This window comes from Saccharopolyspora rectivirgula DSM 43747 (assembly GCF_000497205.1).
GTDB lineage: Bacteria > Actinomycetota > Actinomycetes > Mycobacteriales > Pseudonocardiaceae > Saccharopolyspora > Saccharopolyspora rectivirgula.
This window is the reverse complement of sequence record NZ_AYJW01000045.1, coordinates 1-16,364: the sequence shown is the minus strand read 5'-3', so window position 1 is coordinate 16,364 and position 16,364 is coordinate 1. Positions and strand designations below refer to the sequence as shown.

At 70.2% G+C, this 16,364-nt stretch carries 16 protein-coding genes; 12 read left to right on the top strand and 4 right to left on the bottom strand.

From position 1 onward, the window contains the following. The first annotated feature begins 69 nt into the window (after positions 1-69). The 6 genes from otsB (at position 70) to SREC43747_RS0113125 (ending at position 6,821) form a co-directional block, all read left to right on the top strand. The gene (gene otsB / locus SREC43747_RS0113150; protein ID WP_029721733.1) at positions 70-2,616 is read left to right on the top strand and encodes a trehalose-phosphatase; all 2,547 of its coding nucleotides are present in this window, start codon (positions 70-72) and stop codon (positions 2,614-2,616) included. A 138-nt stretch (positions 2,617-2,754) separates the two neighbouring features. Next, positions 2,755-3,375, top strand: a complete 621-nt coding sequence (locus tag SREC43747_RS0113145; RefSeq protein ID WP_029721732.1) for a DUF4178 domain-containing protein — start codon at positions 2,755-2,757, stop codon at positions 3,373-3,375. A 3-nt stretch (positions 3,376-3,378) separates the two neighbouring features. Continuing rightward, positions 3,379-3,816, top strand: a complete 438-nt coding sequence (locus SREC43747_RS0113140; protein ID WP_029721731.1) for a DUF4247 domain-containing protein — start codon at positions 3,379-3,381, stop codon at positions 3,814-3,816. Beyond that, positions 3,813-4,742 carry a hypothetical protein gene (locus SREC43747_RS21085; protein WP_051388007.1) on the top strand — a complete coding sequence of 310 codons (930 nt, stop codon included), beginning with the start codon at positions 3,813-3,815 and terminating at the stop codon, positions 4,740-4,742. Before SREC43747_RS0113140 ends, SREC43747_RS21085 begins: the two co-directional genes overlap by 4 nt. 33 nt (positions 4,743-4,775) lie before the next feature. Then, the gene (locus SREC43747_RS0113130) at positions 4,776-5,201 is read left to right on the top strand and encodes a DUF350 domain-containing protein (protein ID WP_029721729.1); all 426 of its coding nucleotides are present in this window, start codon (positions 4,776-4,778) and stop codon (positions 5,199-5,201) included. A gap of 3 nt (positions 5,202-5,204) precedes the next feature. Next, complete coding sequence (locus SREC43747_RS0113125) at positions 5,205-6,821, top strand: polyamine aminopropyltransferase (protein ID WP_029721728.1); 1,617 nt, start codon at positions 5,205-5,207, stop codon at positions 6,819-6,821. Positions 6,822-6,872: 51 nt separating this feature from the next. On the opposite strand, the gene SREC43747_RS0113120 is transcribed toward SREC43747_RS0113125, so the two are convergent. Next, on the bottom strand, positions 6,873-7,973 hold the full coding sequence (locus SREC43747_RS0113120) for a LacI family DNA-binding transcriptional regulator (RefSeq protein WP_029721727.1): 1,101 nt from the start codon (positions 7,971-7,973) through the stop codon (positions 6,873-6,875). A gap of 184 nt (positions 7,974-8,157) precedes the next feature. Between SREC43747_RS0113120 and SREC43747_RS0113115 the strand changes: the two genes are divergently transcribed. From SREC43747_RS0113115 to SREC43747_RS21340, 5 genes are all read left to right on the top strand, one after another. Further along, entirely contained in the window at positions 8,158-9,252 is a 1,095-nt protein-coding gene (locus tag SREC43747_RS0113115) for an ABC transporter ATP-binding protein (protein WP_029721726.1), read from the top strand. Between the two features lie 147 nt (positions 9,253-9,399). Further along, a complete protein-coding gene (locus SREC43747_RS0113110; RefSeq protein ID WP_051388006.1) occupies positions 9,400-10,320 on the top strand; it encodes a metal ABC transporter solute-binding protein, Zn/Mn family in 921 nt (306 codons plus the stop codon). An 11-nt stretch (positions 10,321-10,331) separates the two neighbouring features. Continuing rightward, positions 10,332-11,168 (top strand): metal ABC transporter ATP-binding protein, encoded by an 837-nt coding sequence (locus SREC43747_RS0113105; protein WP_029721724.1) that lies wholly within the window; start codon positions 10,332-10,334, stop codon positions 11,166-11,168. Next, positions 11,165-12,031: a metal ABC transporter permease gene (locus SREC43747_RS0113100; protein ID WP_037331953.1), complete on the top strand. Its 867-nt coding sequence runs from the start codon at positions 11,165-11,167 to the stop codon at positions 12,029-12,031. Before SREC43747_RS0113105 ends, SREC43747_RS0113100 begins: the two co-directional genes overlap by 4 nt. 38 nt (positions 12,032-12,069) lie before the next feature. After that, the gene (locus tag SREC43747_RS21340) at positions 12,070-12,558 is read left to right on the top strand and encodes a potassium channel family protein (protein ID WP_051388005.1); all 489 of its coding nucleotides are present in this window, start codon (positions 12,070-12,072) and stop codon (positions 12,556-12,558) included. A gap of 1 nt (position 12,559) precedes the next feature. On the opposite strand, the gene SREC43747_RS0113090 is transcribed toward SREC43747_RS21340, so the two are convergent. Next, positions 12,560-13,828 carry an alginate O-acetyltransferase AlgX-related protein gene (locus tag SREC43747_RS0113090; protein WP_029721720.1) on the bottom strand — a complete coding sequence of 423 codons (1,269 nt, stop codon included), beginning with the start codon at positions 13,826-13,828 and terminating at the stop codon, positions 12,560-12,562. 235 nt (positions 13,829-14,063) lie between these two features. On the opposite strand from SREC43747_RS0113090, the gene SREC43747_RS0113085 reads away from it, so the two are divergent. Then, entirely contained in the window at positions 14,064-15,041 is a 978-nt protein-coding gene (locus tag SREC43747_RS0113085; protein ID WP_029721719.1) for a TerC/Alx family metal homeostasis membrane protein, read from the top strand. Between the two features lie 44 nt (positions 15,042-15,085). On the opposite strand, the gene SREC43747_RS0113080 is transcribed toward SREC43747_RS0113085, so the two are convergent. Further along, the gene (locus SREC43747_RS0113080; protein WP_029721718.1) at positions 15,086-15,943 is read right to left on the bottom strand and encodes an AraC family transcriptional regulator; all 858 of its coding nucleotides are present in this window, start codon (positions 15,941-15,943) and stop codon (positions 15,086-15,088) included. 119 nt (positions 15,944-16,062) lie between these two features. Further along, a partial coding sequence (locus SREC43747_RS0113075; protein WP_037331949.1) for a hypothetical protein occupies positions 16,063-16,364 on the bottom strand: 302 nt, incomplete at its 5' end.

The following is a 16,364-nucleotide window of genomic DNA, read 5'->3' as shown; positions in this document are numbered from 1 at the left end:
ACCACTGTCCGCGATGTCCGTCCACCGGATCGATCAACCCGACCCGACGACGCCCCGAGGAGATAGGCGTTGACCGCCGAAGCCCTGCCAGCCGAGCTGCGGCGAGAGATCGTGCAGCTCGCGCGGACACCGCGACTCCTGGTCGCTTGCGATTACGATGGCACCCTTGCGCCGATCGTGGAGGATCCGACGCAGGCCAGACCGCTGCCCGAGTCGGTGCACGCGCTGCGATCGCTGGCGTCCCTGCCGTCCACTACCACGGCGGTGATTTCCGGGCGAGCGCTGCGCGACCTGGCCACCCTGTCCCGGCTGCCCGCCGAAGTGCACCTGATCGGCAGCCACGGTTCCGAGTTCGACATCGGGTTCGTCCACGAGCTCGATCCCGAGGCCACCCAGCTGCGCACCGATCTGCAGCGAGCCGTGCAGGACATCGTCCGGGGCCGGGACGGCGTCACCCTGGAGGCGAAGCCGGCCAGCGTGGCGGTGCACGTCCGGCGCGCCACCGAAGAAGTCGCCGAAGAGGTGTTCAACGCCGTCCGCACCGGACCGGCCACCTGGGACGGTGTGGAGGTCACCGAGGGCAAGATGGTCATCGAGCTCTCGGTGGTGGAGACCGACAAGGGGTTGGCGCTGGAGACCCTGCGGCACCAGGTGAGCGCGACCGCCGCGATCTTCGTGGGTGACGACATCACCGACGAGAAGGCCTTCTCGCGGTTGCACGGCCCGGACATCGGCATCAAGGTCGGCCCCGGCGAGACGCTGGCGCAGTACCGGGTGCGCGACACCGCGGACGTCGCCACCGTGCTGGCCTTCTTGATGGAGGAGCGCCGCACCTGGTTGTACGGCGAGCAGGCGCCGCCGATCGAACGGCTGACGATGCTGGCCAACGAGCGCACCATCGCGCTGGTCACCCCGGACGCCAAGGTGACCTGGATGTGCCACCCCGGGCCGGACGCGGCGGCCGTGTTCGCCGACCTGCTCGGCGGCCCGAGCGCCGGGCACTTCTCGATCCGCCCGGCCCCCGGCAACGGCACCCAGCGCAGCCCGCTCCCGCTGGGCCAGCGCTACGTGCCGAACACGATGACCGTGGAGACCCGCTGGTCCAGGCTGCTGGTCACGGACTACCTGGCGCACGGCACCGATCCGCACCGGACCGACCTGATCCGGGTGATCAACGGCAGCACCCGGGTCAGCGTGGACTTCAGCCCGCGCCCCGAGTTCGGCCAGGTCGCGGTCCGACTGGTGGCCGAGGAGAACGGGCTGCGCGTGCTGGGCACCTCCGAGCCGATGGTGCTCTACTCCCCCGGCATCGAGTGGGAGATCACCTCCGACGGCATGCACGAGTCCGCGCACGCGGTGCTCGACCTCGCCGAGGACCAGCCGGTGGTGCTGGAGATGCGCTGCGGCACGGAGGACCTGTCACCGGCCGAGAAGTCGGAGCCGGAGCGCCGCGCGGAGGCCGACCGGTACTGGAGCGAGTGGGCCGCCAAGCTCCAGCTGCCCGAAGTGGAGCGGGACCTGGTGGCCCGGTCCGCGCTGACCTTGCGCGGGCTGTGCCACAGCGACACCGGCGGGATCATGGCCGCCGCCACCACGTCCCTGCCCGAGGAGATCGGCGGGGTGCGCAATTGGGACTACCGGTACTGCTGGATCCGGGACGGCGCGATGACCGCCCAAGCGCTGATCAGCGTGGGGTCGACCGCCGAGGCGGAGGCCTTTCTGGACTGGCTGCACCGCGTGCTGGAGACGATCCCCGGTCCGGAGCGGCTGCACCCGCTGTACACCTTGGCCGGCACCAGCTTGGGCCCGGAGGCGGTCATCGACAGCTTGCCGGGCTACGCGGGCTCGCGACCGGTCCGGGTCGGCAACCTCGCCGACCAGCAGGTGCAGCTGGACGTCTTCGGCCCGGTGGTCGAGCTGATCACCCACCTGGCCCAGGCGACCGGTCGGGTGCGGGAGGCCGATTGGGAACTGGTCCGGGCGATGACCGAGGCGGTTTCCCAGCGCTGGTTCGAGCCGGACCACGGCATTTGGGAAGAGCGGGACGTGCCGCGGCACCACGTCTACTCCAAGGTGATGTGCTGGGTGACGGTGGACCGCGCGATCAAGCTCGCCGCCGCCTACGACCGCAAGCCCGAGCCCTACTGGGAGTCGCTGCGGGACGAGATCGCCCGGGACGTCATCAAGAACGGCTGGCACCCGGACGTGCAAGCCTTCACCACCGCCTACGAGGGGTCCGATTTGGACGCGGCGTCCTTGCACGTCGGGCTGTCCGGTCTGATCGACCCGTCCGACGAGCGGTTCCGGGCCACGGTCACCGCCATCGAAGCGGAACTGCGCAGCGGTTCCACTGTGTACCGGTACCGGCGCGATGACGGGCTGCCCGGCGAGGAGGGCGGTTTCCACCTGTGCGCGGCCTGGCTGATCGAGGCCTACCTGCTCATCGGCCGGCGCACCGAGGCGGAAGAGCTGTTCCAGCAGATCGTGGACACCGCCGGCCCGACGGGCCTGCTCTCCGAGGAGTACGACCCGATCGCGGAGCGCTCGCTGGGCAACCACCCGCAGGCGTACTCGCACATCGGGCTCATCCGCTGCGCGCAGCTGCTCTCCCAGTAATCGAGGTTGCTGGTCCGGCGGCCCCACCGTTCGAAGGCGGGGCCGCCGGATCATGTCACGATTTCACCCAAAAGCACGTTATTCGCCGGCTGCGGCCGCTACTGTGGTGCCGCTAGTCGGTCATGAGAGGGCAGGGGTGTGAACGGACTTACCTCGTTGCTGGTCATCCTGGTGATCCTGCTGCTCATCGTTGCGGTGGCAGCCCTCGTGTTCGGGCTCATGGCCCACAAGAAGCAGCAGCAACAACAGCCGGCCGCGAACTTCTCCCCGCAAGACCCGTTCCACACCGGTGACGCCGACTCCCTCCGCGGAGACCCCCGCCGGTTGAAGGCGGGCGACATCGTCGAGATCCGCGGCGTCCCCTACACCGTGCGCGGTTCGATCCGGCTGTCCGAAGGCGGCTGGACGTGGGACGAGCACCTGCTCGACGACGCCAAGGGAACCCAGCTGTGGCTGGAGGTCGAAGAGGACCCGGACCTGGAGCTCTCGGTGTGGACTCCGGTGGAGGACGCCGGGCAGCCCGGGGCGGGGACCATCACCCTCAACGGTCGCACCTACCACCTGGAGGAGTCGGGAACGGCGCACTTCCGCAGCGAGGCCACCACCGGCCTCAACGGAGAGGGCACCGTGCGCTACTACGACTACGAAGCACCAGACGGAGCGATGCTGGGTTTCGAGTCCTACGGGGACGCGGAGTGGGAAGCCAGCACCGGCGAGCAGCTGAGCCGGTACGAAGTGCAGATCTACCCGAGTGCGTGAGTGATGAAACCCAAGTTCTGGTTCGTGCTGGCCGGCGTTGCCGCCCTGCTGGCGCTGGTCCTGGCGATCGTGGCCATCGCCTCCACCGGTTCGAGCGTGCGCAGCTACGTGGCGGACCACTACACCCGCGCCGCGCACCTGGACGAGCCGGGCAACGCGAGGAACGCGGCCTACACGAGCCCGAAGCGACCGTCCGAAGTGGCGCAGGAGATCACCGCCCGCTGGCGGCCCCAGTCCCGCTACACCGACTCCACCGGCATCTACCTGCGGTACCCGGATGACGCGGTGGTGATCAGGCCGTACCAGGGCGGTTCGGTGATCCACGTGCTGGACGACGACTACGCGTACCGCCGGTACCACTCCCACGTCGGCGGTTTCTGGGGCTGGTCGAGCCCGCACGGGGAAACGTTCCGCGGTGGAGGGCCAGGAGCTGGCAAATGAACAAGCAGGGCAGTTCAGCCGTCTTCGCATTCCTCGCCCTCGCCGGGCTGTTCGTGGTCGGCTTGCTCGTCAGCGACTTCGGCAACCGCGGCTCCGCCACGACGAGCTTCACCTCGGAGAGCACCGAGCTGTACGAGCCGTCCGACCACCACGGCGGTCCGGCGATCCAGCACTTCACCGAGAGCGAGGCCCAGCAGCTGGCCACCGAGTTGGCCAAGCAGGAAGAACTGCACGACGTGTGCTTCGGCTGGAAGCTCACCGACGGCTACACCAACCGCTCCGAGCAGGGGTCCAGCCGAGGTGCCCACGTGCCGGCGAACACCTGCCAGCGCTGGGTCGAAGCCGAGGTCATCGTGGCCCTGGACTCCGGCGATGACGACGACGCGGCGGACATCAAGGTCACCGGCTCCAGCAACTTCACCTCGCTGCCGGACGTCCACGACTTCCCGGCCCTGGGCATCACCGGCGACGTGCTGGTGGCCGACCCGGTTTCGGGCACCGGGCACGTCGCGCTGGCGGTGCCGATGCTGCTGGTCGAGTCCGGGCAACTGTCCCCGAAGGACCCGGAGCCGGCCACCGGGCAGCCGGCCCAACCGCTCCCGCCGGCCAGCCAGGGCGGCCACTGGGGCGCCTGGCTGCTGGTCGTCCTGCTGGGCTTGTTCACGGTGGGCGCGCTGATCATGGGTCTCGTGTCCCGCAGCAAGCAGCAGCCGTCCGGCCCCGCGCAGCCACCGGCGGCCCCGGTCCCTCCCGCGGGGCCGATGGTTCCCCCGCAACAGCCGGTGCAGCCGGTGCACCAGGTCCCGGCTCCCCCGCAGTGGCCCGGCCCGGGGGCAGGGGCACCGCCGCCTCCTCCGCCGCAGCCCGGTGGAGGGCAACAACCACCCTGGCCTCCGCAGGCACCACCCCCTGCGGGACCGCGCTGACCAACACTGACCACGACGGAGAAGGACTTCACCGTGTTCCAGGAATTGCTTGCGGGTCTGCTCGCCGCAGTCGCCTACGGCGTGATCGGCGTAGTGATGATGGCTCTCGGCTACGTGCTGGTCGACGTGGCCACCCCGGGCAAGCTGAAAGACCTGATCTGGGTGCAGCGCAACCCGAACGCGACGCTGCTGCTGGTCTCCGGGCTGCTGGGGGTCGGCATCGTGTTGACCACCGCGATCGCGGCCAGCGCCAACGACCTGGTGACCGGTCTGATCGGCACCGTGGCCTACGGGCTGCTCGGGCTGATCCTGATGAGCCTGTCTTTCCTGATCATCGACGCGATCACCCCGGGCAAGCTGGGAGATGAACTGGCCACTCCGGACCTGCACCCGGCCACCTGGGTCAACGCGGCCGCGCACGTGGTGATCGCGACGATCATCGCCGCCGCCATCTGGTGATCCATGACCACTGGCACTGCTGACACCGATCTCAGCGCAGATCAGGCCACGCGGAACCGCCGTCCGCGTGGCCTGATCGCTCGTACCGCGGTGCTCACCGCGGTCTTCGTCTGCGCCGCCTGCGGACTGGTGTACGAGCTCGCCCTGGTGGCGCTGGGCAGTTACCTGATCGGCGACACGATCGGCCAGGCCTCGATCGTGGTGTCGCTGATGGTGTTCGCCATGGGCGTGGGAGCGCTGGTGGCGAAACCGCTGCAGCGCTGGGCGGCGGCCTCGTTCGTGGCGGTGGAGCTGCTGCTGGCGTTCCTGGGCGGGCTCAGCGTTCTGGTGCTCTACGCGGCTTTCGCCTGGCTGAGCCTGTACATGCCGGCGCTGATCGTCACCGCTCTGGTGCTCGGGGTGCTGATCGGCGCGGAGATCCCGATATTGATGGTGCTGCTGCAGCGCATCCGCAAGCAGGACGCGGGCTCCGCGGTGGCGGACCTGTTCGCCGCGGACTACGTCGGCGGTCTGGTCGGCGGGTTGGCCTTCCCGTTCCTGCTGCTCCCGCTGTTCGGCCTGATCCAGGGGGCGCTGGTGGTCGGCCTGCTCAACGCGGCGGCCGGGATCGGCCTGGTCTTCACCGTTTTCCGCACCGAGCTGCCCGGCCGCGGGAAGCTGCTGCTGGTGGCCGGGACCGCCGTGGTCGGCGGCACCTTGGGGGGCGCCTTCCTCTACGCCGACGACTTCGAGCTCACGGCCCGGCAAGCGCTGTACAGCCACCCGGTGGTGCACGCCGAGCGCACGCCGTACCAGGAGATCGTGCTCACCGAGTCGAAGTCGCTGGGGGGCAACCAGGACGTCCGGTTGTTCCTCAACGGGGACCTGCAGTTCAGCTCGGTGGACGAGTACCGGTACCACGAGGCGATGGTGCACCCGACCATGGCCGGGCCGCGGGAGAAGGTGCTGGTGCTCGGCGGCGGGGACGGGCTGGCGCTGCGGGAAGTGCTGCGCTACCCGGACGTCCGGGAAGTCACCTTGGTGGAGCTGGATCCCGCGGTGGTCCAGCTGGCCCGCACCGACCCGAAGGTGTCCGCGTTGAACGGGCACGCGTTCGACGACCCGCGGGTCCGGACGGTGAACGCGGACGCCTTCAGCTGGTTGCGGAGCAATCGGGAGAAGTTCGACGTGGTGCTGGTGGACATGCCGGACCCGGACTCCACCGCCACCGCGAAGTTGTACTCGGCCGAGTTCTACGGGCTGGTCCGGCAGGCGATGGCCGAAGGGGCTCGGCTGACCGTCCAGTCCGGGTCTCCGTTCTTCGCGCCGAAGTCGTTCTGGACGGTGGAGGCCACCATGCGCTCGATCGGGCTGGACACGGTGCCCTACCACGTCCCGGTGCCGAGCTTCGGCGACTGGGGGTTCCACCTGGCCCAGGTCTCGAACGGCACCGCGGGGTCGGACGCCCCGCCGCTGCGGTTGCCGCAGGACGCCCCGCCGCTGCGGTTCCTGGACGAGGCCACCTTGCAGGCCGCGATGGTGTTCCCGCGGGACCAGGGCCGGATCCCCGGGCTGGTCCCGTCCACCCTGATGCACCCGGTGCTCCTGCAGTACGCGCAGGAGGAGTGGAAGAACTACTGAGGTCGATCACCGGGGCCCGACGCCGGTGGCCGGTGCCGGGCCCGGGCGCGATCACGGACCGAACCAGCGCTCCTCGCTGGGCCGCGGCGGCCCCGAAGTGGCGCCGATGATCAGTTCGGTTTCCAGTTCGATGTGGCGGGGTCGTCCGGGCTCGCCCTTCTCCAGCAGCAGCCGTCCCGCGGCCCGCCCCTTTTCCAGCCAGGGCTGGCGGACCGTGGTCAAGCCCGCTCGTTCGGCTTCGGGGATGCCGTCGAAGCCGGTGATGGTGAGGTCCTGCGGGACCCGCAGGTTCCGGTTGCGCGCCTCGTTGAGGGCGCCGAGGGCGAGGATGTCCGAAGTGCACACGATGGCGGTGATGTCCGGGTCCTGGTCCAGCAGCTGGCTGGCCGCGGACGCCCCGGAGGACAGGGTGTGGTCGAACCGCTCCACCACGGGGACGGACGTCCAGTCGACCCCGGCTTCGCTGAAGGCCTCCGCCAGCGCGGTGAGGCGAGCGCGCTGCACGTGGAAGCTGGCGTTCGCCTGCCGCTGCACCGAGGCGAGACCGTCGTTGCGACCGCGGGCGAGCCGCATGCACAGCACGCCGATCTTGCGGTGCCCGAGGTTGATCAGGTGTTCGGCGAGCCGCTTGATCGAGGCCCGGTCGTCGACACCGGTCCAGTCCAGGTCGGGCAACCGCGGCTGGTCGCAGATGACCGCGGGGACCGGGCGTTCCAGCATCGCCGCCAGGTGGGGGTCGTCTTCCGGAACGGAGTACACCACGAAGCCGTCCACGCCCGCGCGGTGCACCGCGGCGATGTCTTCCCGCTCGGGGCTGGCCGGGATCAGCAGCAGCCCCTGGCCGGCGTCTTCGCAGGCGAGGGCCAGGCCCTCGAGGAAGCCCACGGCGCCCGGGTCGCGGAAGGCGTACGAGAGGTTTTCGGTGAGCAGCAGTCCGACCGCTCCCGCTTTGCGGGTGCGCAGCGATCTGGCCACCGGGTCCGGCCCGGGGTACCCGAGCCGGCGGGCCGTCTCCAGGACCCGCTTGCGCAGCTCCGGGGAGAGCTGGTCCGGACGGTTGTAGGCGTTGGAAACCGTGGTTCGGGAAACACCGAGCTCCGCCGCGAGTGAGGCCAGCGTCGCAGGCCGCCGGGCATTCGTTGACCGCGCCATGGAGGAACCGTAACGGTTCAGAACCGCAGGGTGAAGTGAGCATGATGCAGATCCCACTACTGCCGGCGCGGAGAACACGCAGCGAGATCACTCGATCACCGAACGAAGTTCCGCTGCCGAGGGAGTGACCTCAATCATCCTTCCGGTTAGTTTTTTCCAGACCGACCCGAAAGGTGCGTTACAGATGGCTGAGGTTGCATACGTCAACGCGTCCAGGATCTACCCCGGCACGCCGCCCGTTCGAGCGGTGGACCGGCTCTCCCTGGACATCGACGACGGCGAGTTCCTGGTCCTCGTCGGACCGTCCGGTTCCGGCAAGTCGACCGCGCTGCGCATGCTGGCCGGTCTGGAGGAGACGAACGAGGGCAGCATCCGCATCGGCGGCGTCGACGTCACCGGCAAACCGCCGAAGGCGCGGGACATCGCGATGGTCTTCCAGTCCTACGCGCTCTACCCGCACATGACGGTCGCGGAGAACATGGGCTTCGCGCTGAAGCTGCGCCGCATGCCCAAGGACGTGATCCAGCAGAAGGTCACCGAGGCGGCCAAGATGCTGGGCCTGGAGAAGTACCTGGACCGCAAGCCGAAGGCCCTCTCCGGTGGCCAGCGGCAGCGGGTCGCCATGGGTCGGGCGATCGTGCGCGAGCCCAGCGTCTTCCTGATGGACGAGCCGCTGTCGAACTTGGACGCCAAGCTCCGGGTGGAGACCCGCGCCAACATCGCTTCGCTGCAGCAGCGGCTCGGCACCACGACCGTGTACGTGACGCACGACCAGGTCGAAGCGATGACCATGGGGCACCGGGTGGCCGTGCTCAAGGACGGGGTCCTGCAGCAGTGCGCCAGCCCGCGGGAGCTCTACCAGCGGCCGGCCAACACGTTCGTGGCCGGGTTCATCGGTTCGCCCGCCATGAACCTCAAGCAGGTGCCGCTGCGCGGGGACAGCGTCCAGCTGGGCGAGCAGGTGGTCCCGCTGCCGCGGAACGTGGAGCTGGGTCCGGGGAGCACCGGCGAGGTGATCTTCGGCGTCCGCCCGGAGTCGTTGCGGCTGGTGCCGGAGTCCGAACCCGGCTTGGAGATGACCGTCGAGCTGGTGGAGGACCTGGGGGCGGATTCGCTGGTGCACGGTTCGGTCGAGGTCGGCGGGAGCCGGCAGCGGCTGGTGCTGCGCACCGACGGCCGCACCTCCCCCGCGCTGGGCGAGCGGATCCGGGTCGCGGTCCGCGACTTCGAGGAGGTCCACCTGTTCCACCCGGAGAGCGGCCAGCGGCTGGCCGCGTAGCGGGGTTCGTCGGTCACGGTCAGCTGCGGGCACCCGCCCGCCGCCCCTTGGTGGGTCGCAACGACATCCGGCCGTTAAGATGAAGATGACAACCGTTTCCGTTACCACCGGTATCGGATTCTCCGGCCCGCCAGACGAGGAGTTCTCGTGAGATCCGTCCGCAGCCGCACCACCGCCCTGTTGTCCGGGTTGGCAGCAGCCGGCATCGCTCTCACGGCGTGCGGCGGGCCGCCCGCAGCTGACTCCGACGGGAAGATCGACGTGGTCGCCTCCACCACCGTGTGGGGCGACGTGGTGCGCGAGATCGGCGGCGACAGCGTCGACGTCGAGTCGATCATCAGCGACCCGGCCGCCGACCCGCACTCCTACGAGAGCACCCCGCAGGACGCGGCCAGGATCTCCGACGCCGACCTGGTCGTCTACAACGGCGGCGGCTACGACGAGTTCATCGAGCAGACGATCTCCGCCTCCGGCCAGGACAAGCCGACCATCGCCGCGGTGCCGGAAGAAGCCGGTGGCCACGACCACGGGCACGAGCACGACCACAGCGGGAACGAGCACGTCTGGTACGACCTGGACCTGCTGCCGGAGACCGCCCAGCGGATCGCCGACGAGCTCGGCCGGCTGCAGCCGGAGAACGCCGAGCGCTTCCAGCAGCAGGCCGCCGCGTTCCGCGACCGGATCGGCGCCCTGCAGCGCAAGGTCGCGGACATCGCCGCCGCCCACGGCGGGGAACCGGTGCTCGTCACCGACCCGATCGCGCACTACCTCATCGAGAGCACGGAGCTGAACGACATCACCCCCCAGTCCTTCGTCCGCGCGGTCGAAGCGGAATCCGACCCGTCCGCGGCCGCGGTCGCCGAAATCCACAACGCGATCGAGTCCGGACAGGCGAGACTGCTCATCTACAACCCGCAAACCGAATCCCCGGTGACCCGCAACGTGCGCACCGCCGCGGAGCAGAAGCAGCTGCCCATCGTGGAAATGACCGAAACGCTGCCGGAGGGCCAGACCTACCTGCAGTGGATGGACGCGCAGATCTCGGCGTTGCAGAACGCCCTGGACTGAGAAGCACGAGAATGGCCGTCGAAACAGCGAGCGAGCCGGACACCCGCACCGCGCCGACCGTGCGACTGCGCGGGGCCGAGCTGAGCTACCCGGGCCGCACCCTGTGGCGGGGACTCGACCTCGACGTCGCCCCCGGTGAATTCCTGGCGGTCCTGGGCCCGAACGGGTCCGGGAAGACCAGCCTGCTGCGGGTGCTGCTCGGCATGCAGCCACTGACCTCGGGAACCGCCGAAATCGCCGGCCAACCGGTCCGGCGCGGGGACAAGCGGATCGGCTACATCCCGCAGCAGCGGGCCTTCGACCCCACCGTGACCGTGCGCGGTGTCGACCTGGTCGGCTTCGGCCTGGACGGCCACCGCTGGGGCCTGGGCTGGCGCCACCGGAAGCAACGCCGCCAGCGGGTGGGAACCGCGCTGCAGGCGGTGGAAGCCACCGGGTACGCGCACCGGCCGGTCGGCCTGCTCTCCGGTGGGGAGCAGCAGCGGCTGCGGGTGGCCCAGGCGCTGGTCAGCGAACCGGCCCTGCTGCTGTGCGACGAACCGCTGCTGTCCTTGGACGTCGCCCACCAGCGGCGGGTCAGCCAGCTGATCGCCAAGCAAGCCCGGGAGACCGGAGCTTCGGTCCTGTTCGTCACGCACGAGATCAACCCGGTGCTCCCCCTGGTGGACCGAGTGCTCTACCTGGTGAACGGCAAGTTCCGGGTCGGGCCGCCGGAGGAGGTCATGACCTCGGAAGTGCTGTCCGAGCTGTACGGCACCCGGATCGAGGTGGCCCGCGTCGGCGACCGCCTGGTGGTGGCGGGCGCGGACAACTCCGACCACCACGTGCAGGAAGCGGAGCTGCCGTGACAGGAGCAGACGGAATCCTCGGCAAGATCTTCGACTTCGGCGTCACCGCGAACCTGCTCTCCTACCCGTTCGTGCAGCAGGCGCTGCTGGCCGCGGCCGCGCTCGGCCTGGTCTCCGGCTGCCTGGCGCCGCTGGTGGTGTCCCGGAAGATGTCCTTCGCGGTGCACGGCACCGCCGAACTGGCCTTCACCGGCGCCGCGGGCGCGCTGCTGATCGGTGTCAGCGTCGGCGTCGGGGCCCTGGCGGGCGCGATCGTGGCCGCGCTGCTGCTGGGCCTGCTCGGCAAGCGGGACACCGAACGGGACTCGGTGATCGGCGCGATCCTGTCCTTCGGCCTCGGCGTCGGCGTGCTGCTGCTGTGGCTGAACCCGGAACGCACCGCCAACAAGTTCAGCCTGCTGGTGGGGCAGATCGTCGGCGTGAACTCGTTCGACGTGCTGCTGTTGACCGGCTGCGCCGCAGCGGTGCTGCTCGTGCTGGCCGTGGTGTACCGGCCGCTGCTGTTCTCCAGCGTGGACCCGGACGTGGCCGCGGCCCGGGCCGTTCCGGTGCGGGTGCTCACCCCGCTGTTCGCGGTGCTGGTCGGCGTGGCCACCGCACTGGGGGTCTACACCGTCGGCGCGCTGCTCGTGCTGGCGCTGATGGTGACACCGGGCGCGGCGGCGGCCCGGGTGACCGCCAGCCCCGGGAAAGCGACCCTGCTCGCCGTGGTCTTCGCCGAAGTGGCCGTGCTCGGCGGCATCGTCCTCTCCCTCGCCCCCGGCGCCCCGGTCAGCGCCTTCGTCACCATCATCTCGTTCCTGATCTACCTGGTCTGCCGGGCCATCGGGAAGCGGCGGCTGCAGCGCTCCACCGCGGTCTGAAGTGGCGGGGCCCGCCGGGCTGCAGCAGGCTGTCGCCCGTGCCCCGGCGCCCGCTGACAGACCTGTTGACCACCGCCGTCTCGGTCGCGGCCTGCACCGCCGCCTACTACCTGCTGCCGCTGGACGAACTGGATGCGGTCACCGCGGTGGGCGCGGTGACCGTCTTCGCGGTCGGCCTGCTCGTGGTGTCCGGGCTCATCCTGCTGCAGGTGTCCCGGTTCCGGCGCGGGGAACGGCACGTCGGCAGCTCCGTGGCCGGGGTGGTGGCCTCGCTGTACCTGGCGGTGCTGTTCTTCGCCGCGGTCTACTACGGCTTCGCCCACCACGCCCCCGGCTCAGTGCCGGGCCTGCGGACCCGCACCGACGCCCTCTACTTCTCCCTGACGGTCACCAGCACCACCGGGTTCGGCGACATCCACGCCCAGTCGCAGGCGGCCCGGGCGATCGCTTCGGTGCAGATCGCCTTCACCATCGGCTACCTCAGCTGGGCGTTGACCGTGCTGCGCTCCCGCGCCACCGCCCGGTGAGTCAGCCGACCGGGTGGGCCGCGAGCACCGCGCCCACCTCGTCGGCCACCGCGGTGTCCAGCATGGCGTAGCGGCCACCGACCACGAACCGCTCGGAGAGCTCGAAGACCACCGTCTCCCCCTCGGCCAGCAACTGCCCGGTGCCCTGCGGGTCCAGTGCCGGGTTGTTCGGGTGCGTGACGGTGATGTCGGTGAACGCGGCCCCCAGGTACGGGGTGGCGAACTGGGTGAACGAGTCGCCGACCATCCGCACCCGACCGGTGATCATGCCCGGTTTCGCCGGCGACTCCAGGTGCAGCGGGGTGTGGAAGTCGCTCGGCTTGGACACGGTGTTGTCCTCTCCCCCGTCCGGGGCCAGCGCGTAGGAGTCGATCTGCACGGTGCGGTCCTGGCCGAGCAGGTCGGGGATGTCCGCGCTGTGCGGGTAGCTGCGCCCCGGCCAGAGCCGCCAGGTCCGGGTGATGCCCGGGTGGAGCTGCTCGGCCAGCAGGTAGGTCATCGCCACACCGCCGTCGTGCGTCCAGTGCGTGTCGATGTCGTGGTACACCGGCCGCTGGTTGCGCTCGGCGACCTGCCGCAGCAGCGGGCGCATGTCCAGCGCCCCGGTCTCCTCCGGCACCCGGCGCCAGAACTCCTCCGCCGCCTTCCCGGCGCACTCCTGGCCCGCGTACTCGTCCGGCAGGTACTCCGGGTACAAGGTCGACTTGTCCGGGGCGATGACCAGGACGAACTTGCGCCCGGACGCCTCCACCACGTCCCGCCACCGGCGCAGTCCGGCGATGACCCGGTCCAGGTCCATCCGCGGCACGCACCGGTAGGAGATGTCGTGGCCCAGGAACAGCCAGCCGTCCTTCCCCTCGATGACCGGCGGGAACACGTTCTCGTCCAGTTCGGGCTGCTCGCCGGGTCGGGCCAGCGCGGACCGCGACCCCTCGCTGAGCCTGGCCGGCTCCTGGAAGACGAACCTGCTCACCCCGTCGACGCTCTGGATGGCCTGCTGCCGGAACGGGAGATGGTCGGTGGCCCACGGGCCGAGCCCGGTGAAGAAGCCCCACCCGTCGGTGATGCTGGGGAACTCCGCCATCGGCCGGTTCTCCAGCGGCTGCGGGCGGGCGCCGAACACCCAGCTGATGACCGGGGCGGTGAAGAACACCAGAGCGCACAGCAGGGCGGTCAGCTGCCGCTTGGCGTGCCGCGGCCGGTGCAGGGGGTGTTCCTTCGGCAACCACGCCTCGTGCACCGGTGGGAGTCCGTACTGCTGTTCGGGCACGTGATCACGTTAGCCCGCGCCTCGCACCGGCGGGTGGAGATCACCGGAAAACCGCGGTCCTCCGCCGCCGGGCTCGCGAGCTGGTCCGGCCAGGTGCTGCTGCCCTACCATCTGGCGTTGAGGGGAGTACTTCCACCAGGTTTTCCCGGTCAGTACGGACGCACCGGTGTCCTCGGGATCACCGCCCCGCGCGGGGTGAAGGAGACCTCGAATCCCACGGTCCTGGAGGTCTCCTGTGCAGTTAGCCGGATCTTCCCCGTCGATCGGATCACCGCTGCTGTGGCTGGCCAGCATCGCCGTGCTGGTGGCCCTGCTGGTGGTGGACTTCATCGTCACCCGCCGCCCCCACGAGGTGTCCTTCCGGGAGGCCGTCGGCTGGTCGGTGTTCTACCTCGCGCTTCCGCTGCTGTTCGGCGTGCTGCTGTGGGGGGTCTTCGGCACCGGGCAGGCGGTCGAGTTCATCACCGGCTTCGTGGTGGAGAAGTCCCTGTCGGTCGACAACCTGTTCGTCTTCATGCTGCTGCTGTCGGGGTTCGCGGTGCCATCGCAGCTGCAGCAGCGGGTGCTGCTGTACGGCATCGTCGGGGCCCTGGTGCTGCGCGGCATCTTCATCGCCGCGGGTGCTGCCTTGCTGCAGGCCGGCACCTGGGCGTTCCTGGTGTTCGGCGCGATCCTGTTCGTCACCGCGGTGCGGATCCTGCAGGAAGCGCTGCGGGGCCACGAGTTCGACCGGGACGTGAACCAGCTGCGCTCGGTGCGGCTGCTGCGGAAGTTCCTGCCGGTCACCGAGGAGTACCGCGGCCCCAAGTTGCTCGTGCGCGAAGCCGGCGGGCGGGCGCTGACCCCGTTCGCGGTGGTGGTCGTGGCGGTCTTCGCCACCGACGTGGTGTTCGCGGTGGACTCCGTCCCCGCGGTCTACGGGGTGACCGAGGACCCGTACCTGGTGTTCGCCACGAACGCGTTCGCCCTGCTGGGATTGCGCGCCCTGTACTTCGTGCTGCACACCGCGGTGAGCAAGCTCGTCCACCTCAACCACGGGTTGGCGCTCATCCTGGCCTTCATCGGGGTCAAGCTCGTCCTGCACTGGGCGCACGGGGTCTGGCCCGCGGTTCCGGAGGTCCCCACGCCGCTGTCCCTCGTGGTCATCGTGCTGATCCTGCTGATCGTCTCGTTGACCAGCGCGTACGCCAACCGGGCCAGGGGACGGGCCTGAGGTCGGCGGCGGCCGGTTGCGCGGCACCGCCGACCGGCCGCTCGTCAGTCCACCTCCGGTTCCACCGGGACCCACAGCTCGGCGGTCCCGCTGTCCGCGGAGAACTCCGTGCGCAGGATTTCCGGTCCCGGCCGGCTGCGGAACGGGTTGGACGGGAACCACTGGGTGAACACGTCCCGCCACAGGTACTGGACGTCGTGCGGGAACTTCCCGGTCACGGTGAACACGGCCCACTTCCCGGCGGGGACGTCCAGGCGGGCGAACTCCTCCGGGGCGTCCGCGCCGGTCACCACCCCGTGGTAGTAGTCGAGCTCGCTGCCTTCCTCGCGACCGTCCGCGTTGTCCACCGCCGCGACGATCCCGCGCGGCTCCTGGTCGGAGAGCTGGGCCAGGCGCTGCAGGGTGCCCGCGTCGATGCCGCGGACGAACTCGCTGATCGCCGTGTTCTCCCCCAGGTGCACGATGGGCACCCGGGCTTTGCACCCGACCACCCGGAAGCCGTCCTTGTCCACGATCCGGTACCGCATGCTGCTGCTCCCTTCCACGGTGAGGCGGAATTGCAGGCGAGGTTGGGAAGCCAGCTCGGCCCCGGTGCGGCGCGCCTCGGCCGGCCCCACGCCGTGCATGGCGCGGAACGCCCGGGCGAACGCCTCCCCCGAGCCGTAGCCGTAGCGGATCGCGATGTCGAGCAGCCGCTGCTGTCCGGCGAGCACTTCGGCACCGGCGCGGGTCAACCGCCGGCGGCGGATGTACTCCGACAGCGGAAGCCCCGCCAGCGCCGAGAACAACCGCCGGAAGTGGTACTCGGACGTGGTCGCCATCCGGGCCAGCTCGGCGACCTGGATCTCCCCGTCCAGGTGCTGCTCGATGTGCTCCATCGCCCGGTTGAACCGCTCCAGCATCCCGACCTCTCCTCTCTTCGCGGCCCACGCTAGGCGGCCGGGAGCTGGGTGGACCCCGCATTTCCCGGCCCGTTCCGGTCGGGCTGCCCGAGCGCGGCGGTCCGACCGGTGGGCCGAGCTCACTCCGGCCGCGGGGAGTCCTCGGGGGCGCGGAGCCGCGCCGGGGCGCGCAGCAGGTCGCTGTAGGATCGGGCTTCGAGGTCCTCGGCCCGGACGCCGAGCAGGTCCAGGTACTCCCAGCACTGCGCGTGCAGGGCGTCGCGCCCCCGAACGCCGTCGTAGTCGATGGCCTCGACCTCGAGGAAGGACCCCAGGCCGCTGACCTGGTCCACGTGGAACTTGACGTTGTCCAGCCACAGGACGTGCCGCTGCTTGGTCACCACGACGTCCCGCTCGAGCGCGGCGTCGAGGAGCTCGCCCA

Coding starts and splice junctions, on each gene's coding strand:
- SREC43747_RS21085 (WP_051388007.1), top strand. CDS start 3,813: ATGAACAAGCAGGGCAGTTCAGCCGTCTTCGCATTCCTCGCCCTCGCC.
- SREC43747_RS0113125 (WP_029721728.1), top strand. CDS start 5,205: ATGACCACTGGCACTGCTGACACCGATCTCAGCGCAGATCAGGCCACG.
- SREC43747_RS0113120 (WP_029721727.1), bottom strand. CDS start 7,973: ATGGCGCGGTCAACGAATGCCCGGCGGCCTGCGACGCTGGCCTCACTC.
- SREC43747_RS0113080 (WP_029721718.1), bottom strand. CDS start 15,943: ATGCTGGAGCGGTTCAACCGGGCGATGGAGCACATCGAGCAGCACCTG.
- SREC43747_RS0113140 (WP_029721731.1), top strand. CDS start 3,379: ATGAAACCCAAGTTCTGGTTCGTGCTGGCCGGCGTTGCCGCCCTGCTG.
- SREC43747_RS0113115 (WP_029721726.1), top strand. CDS start 8,158: ATGGCTGAGGTTGCATACGTCAACGCGTCCAGGATCTACCCCGGCACG.
- SREC43747_RS0113105 (WP_029721724.1), top strand. CDS start 10,332: ATGGCCGTCGAAACAGCGAGCGAGCCGGACACCCGCACCGCGCCGACC.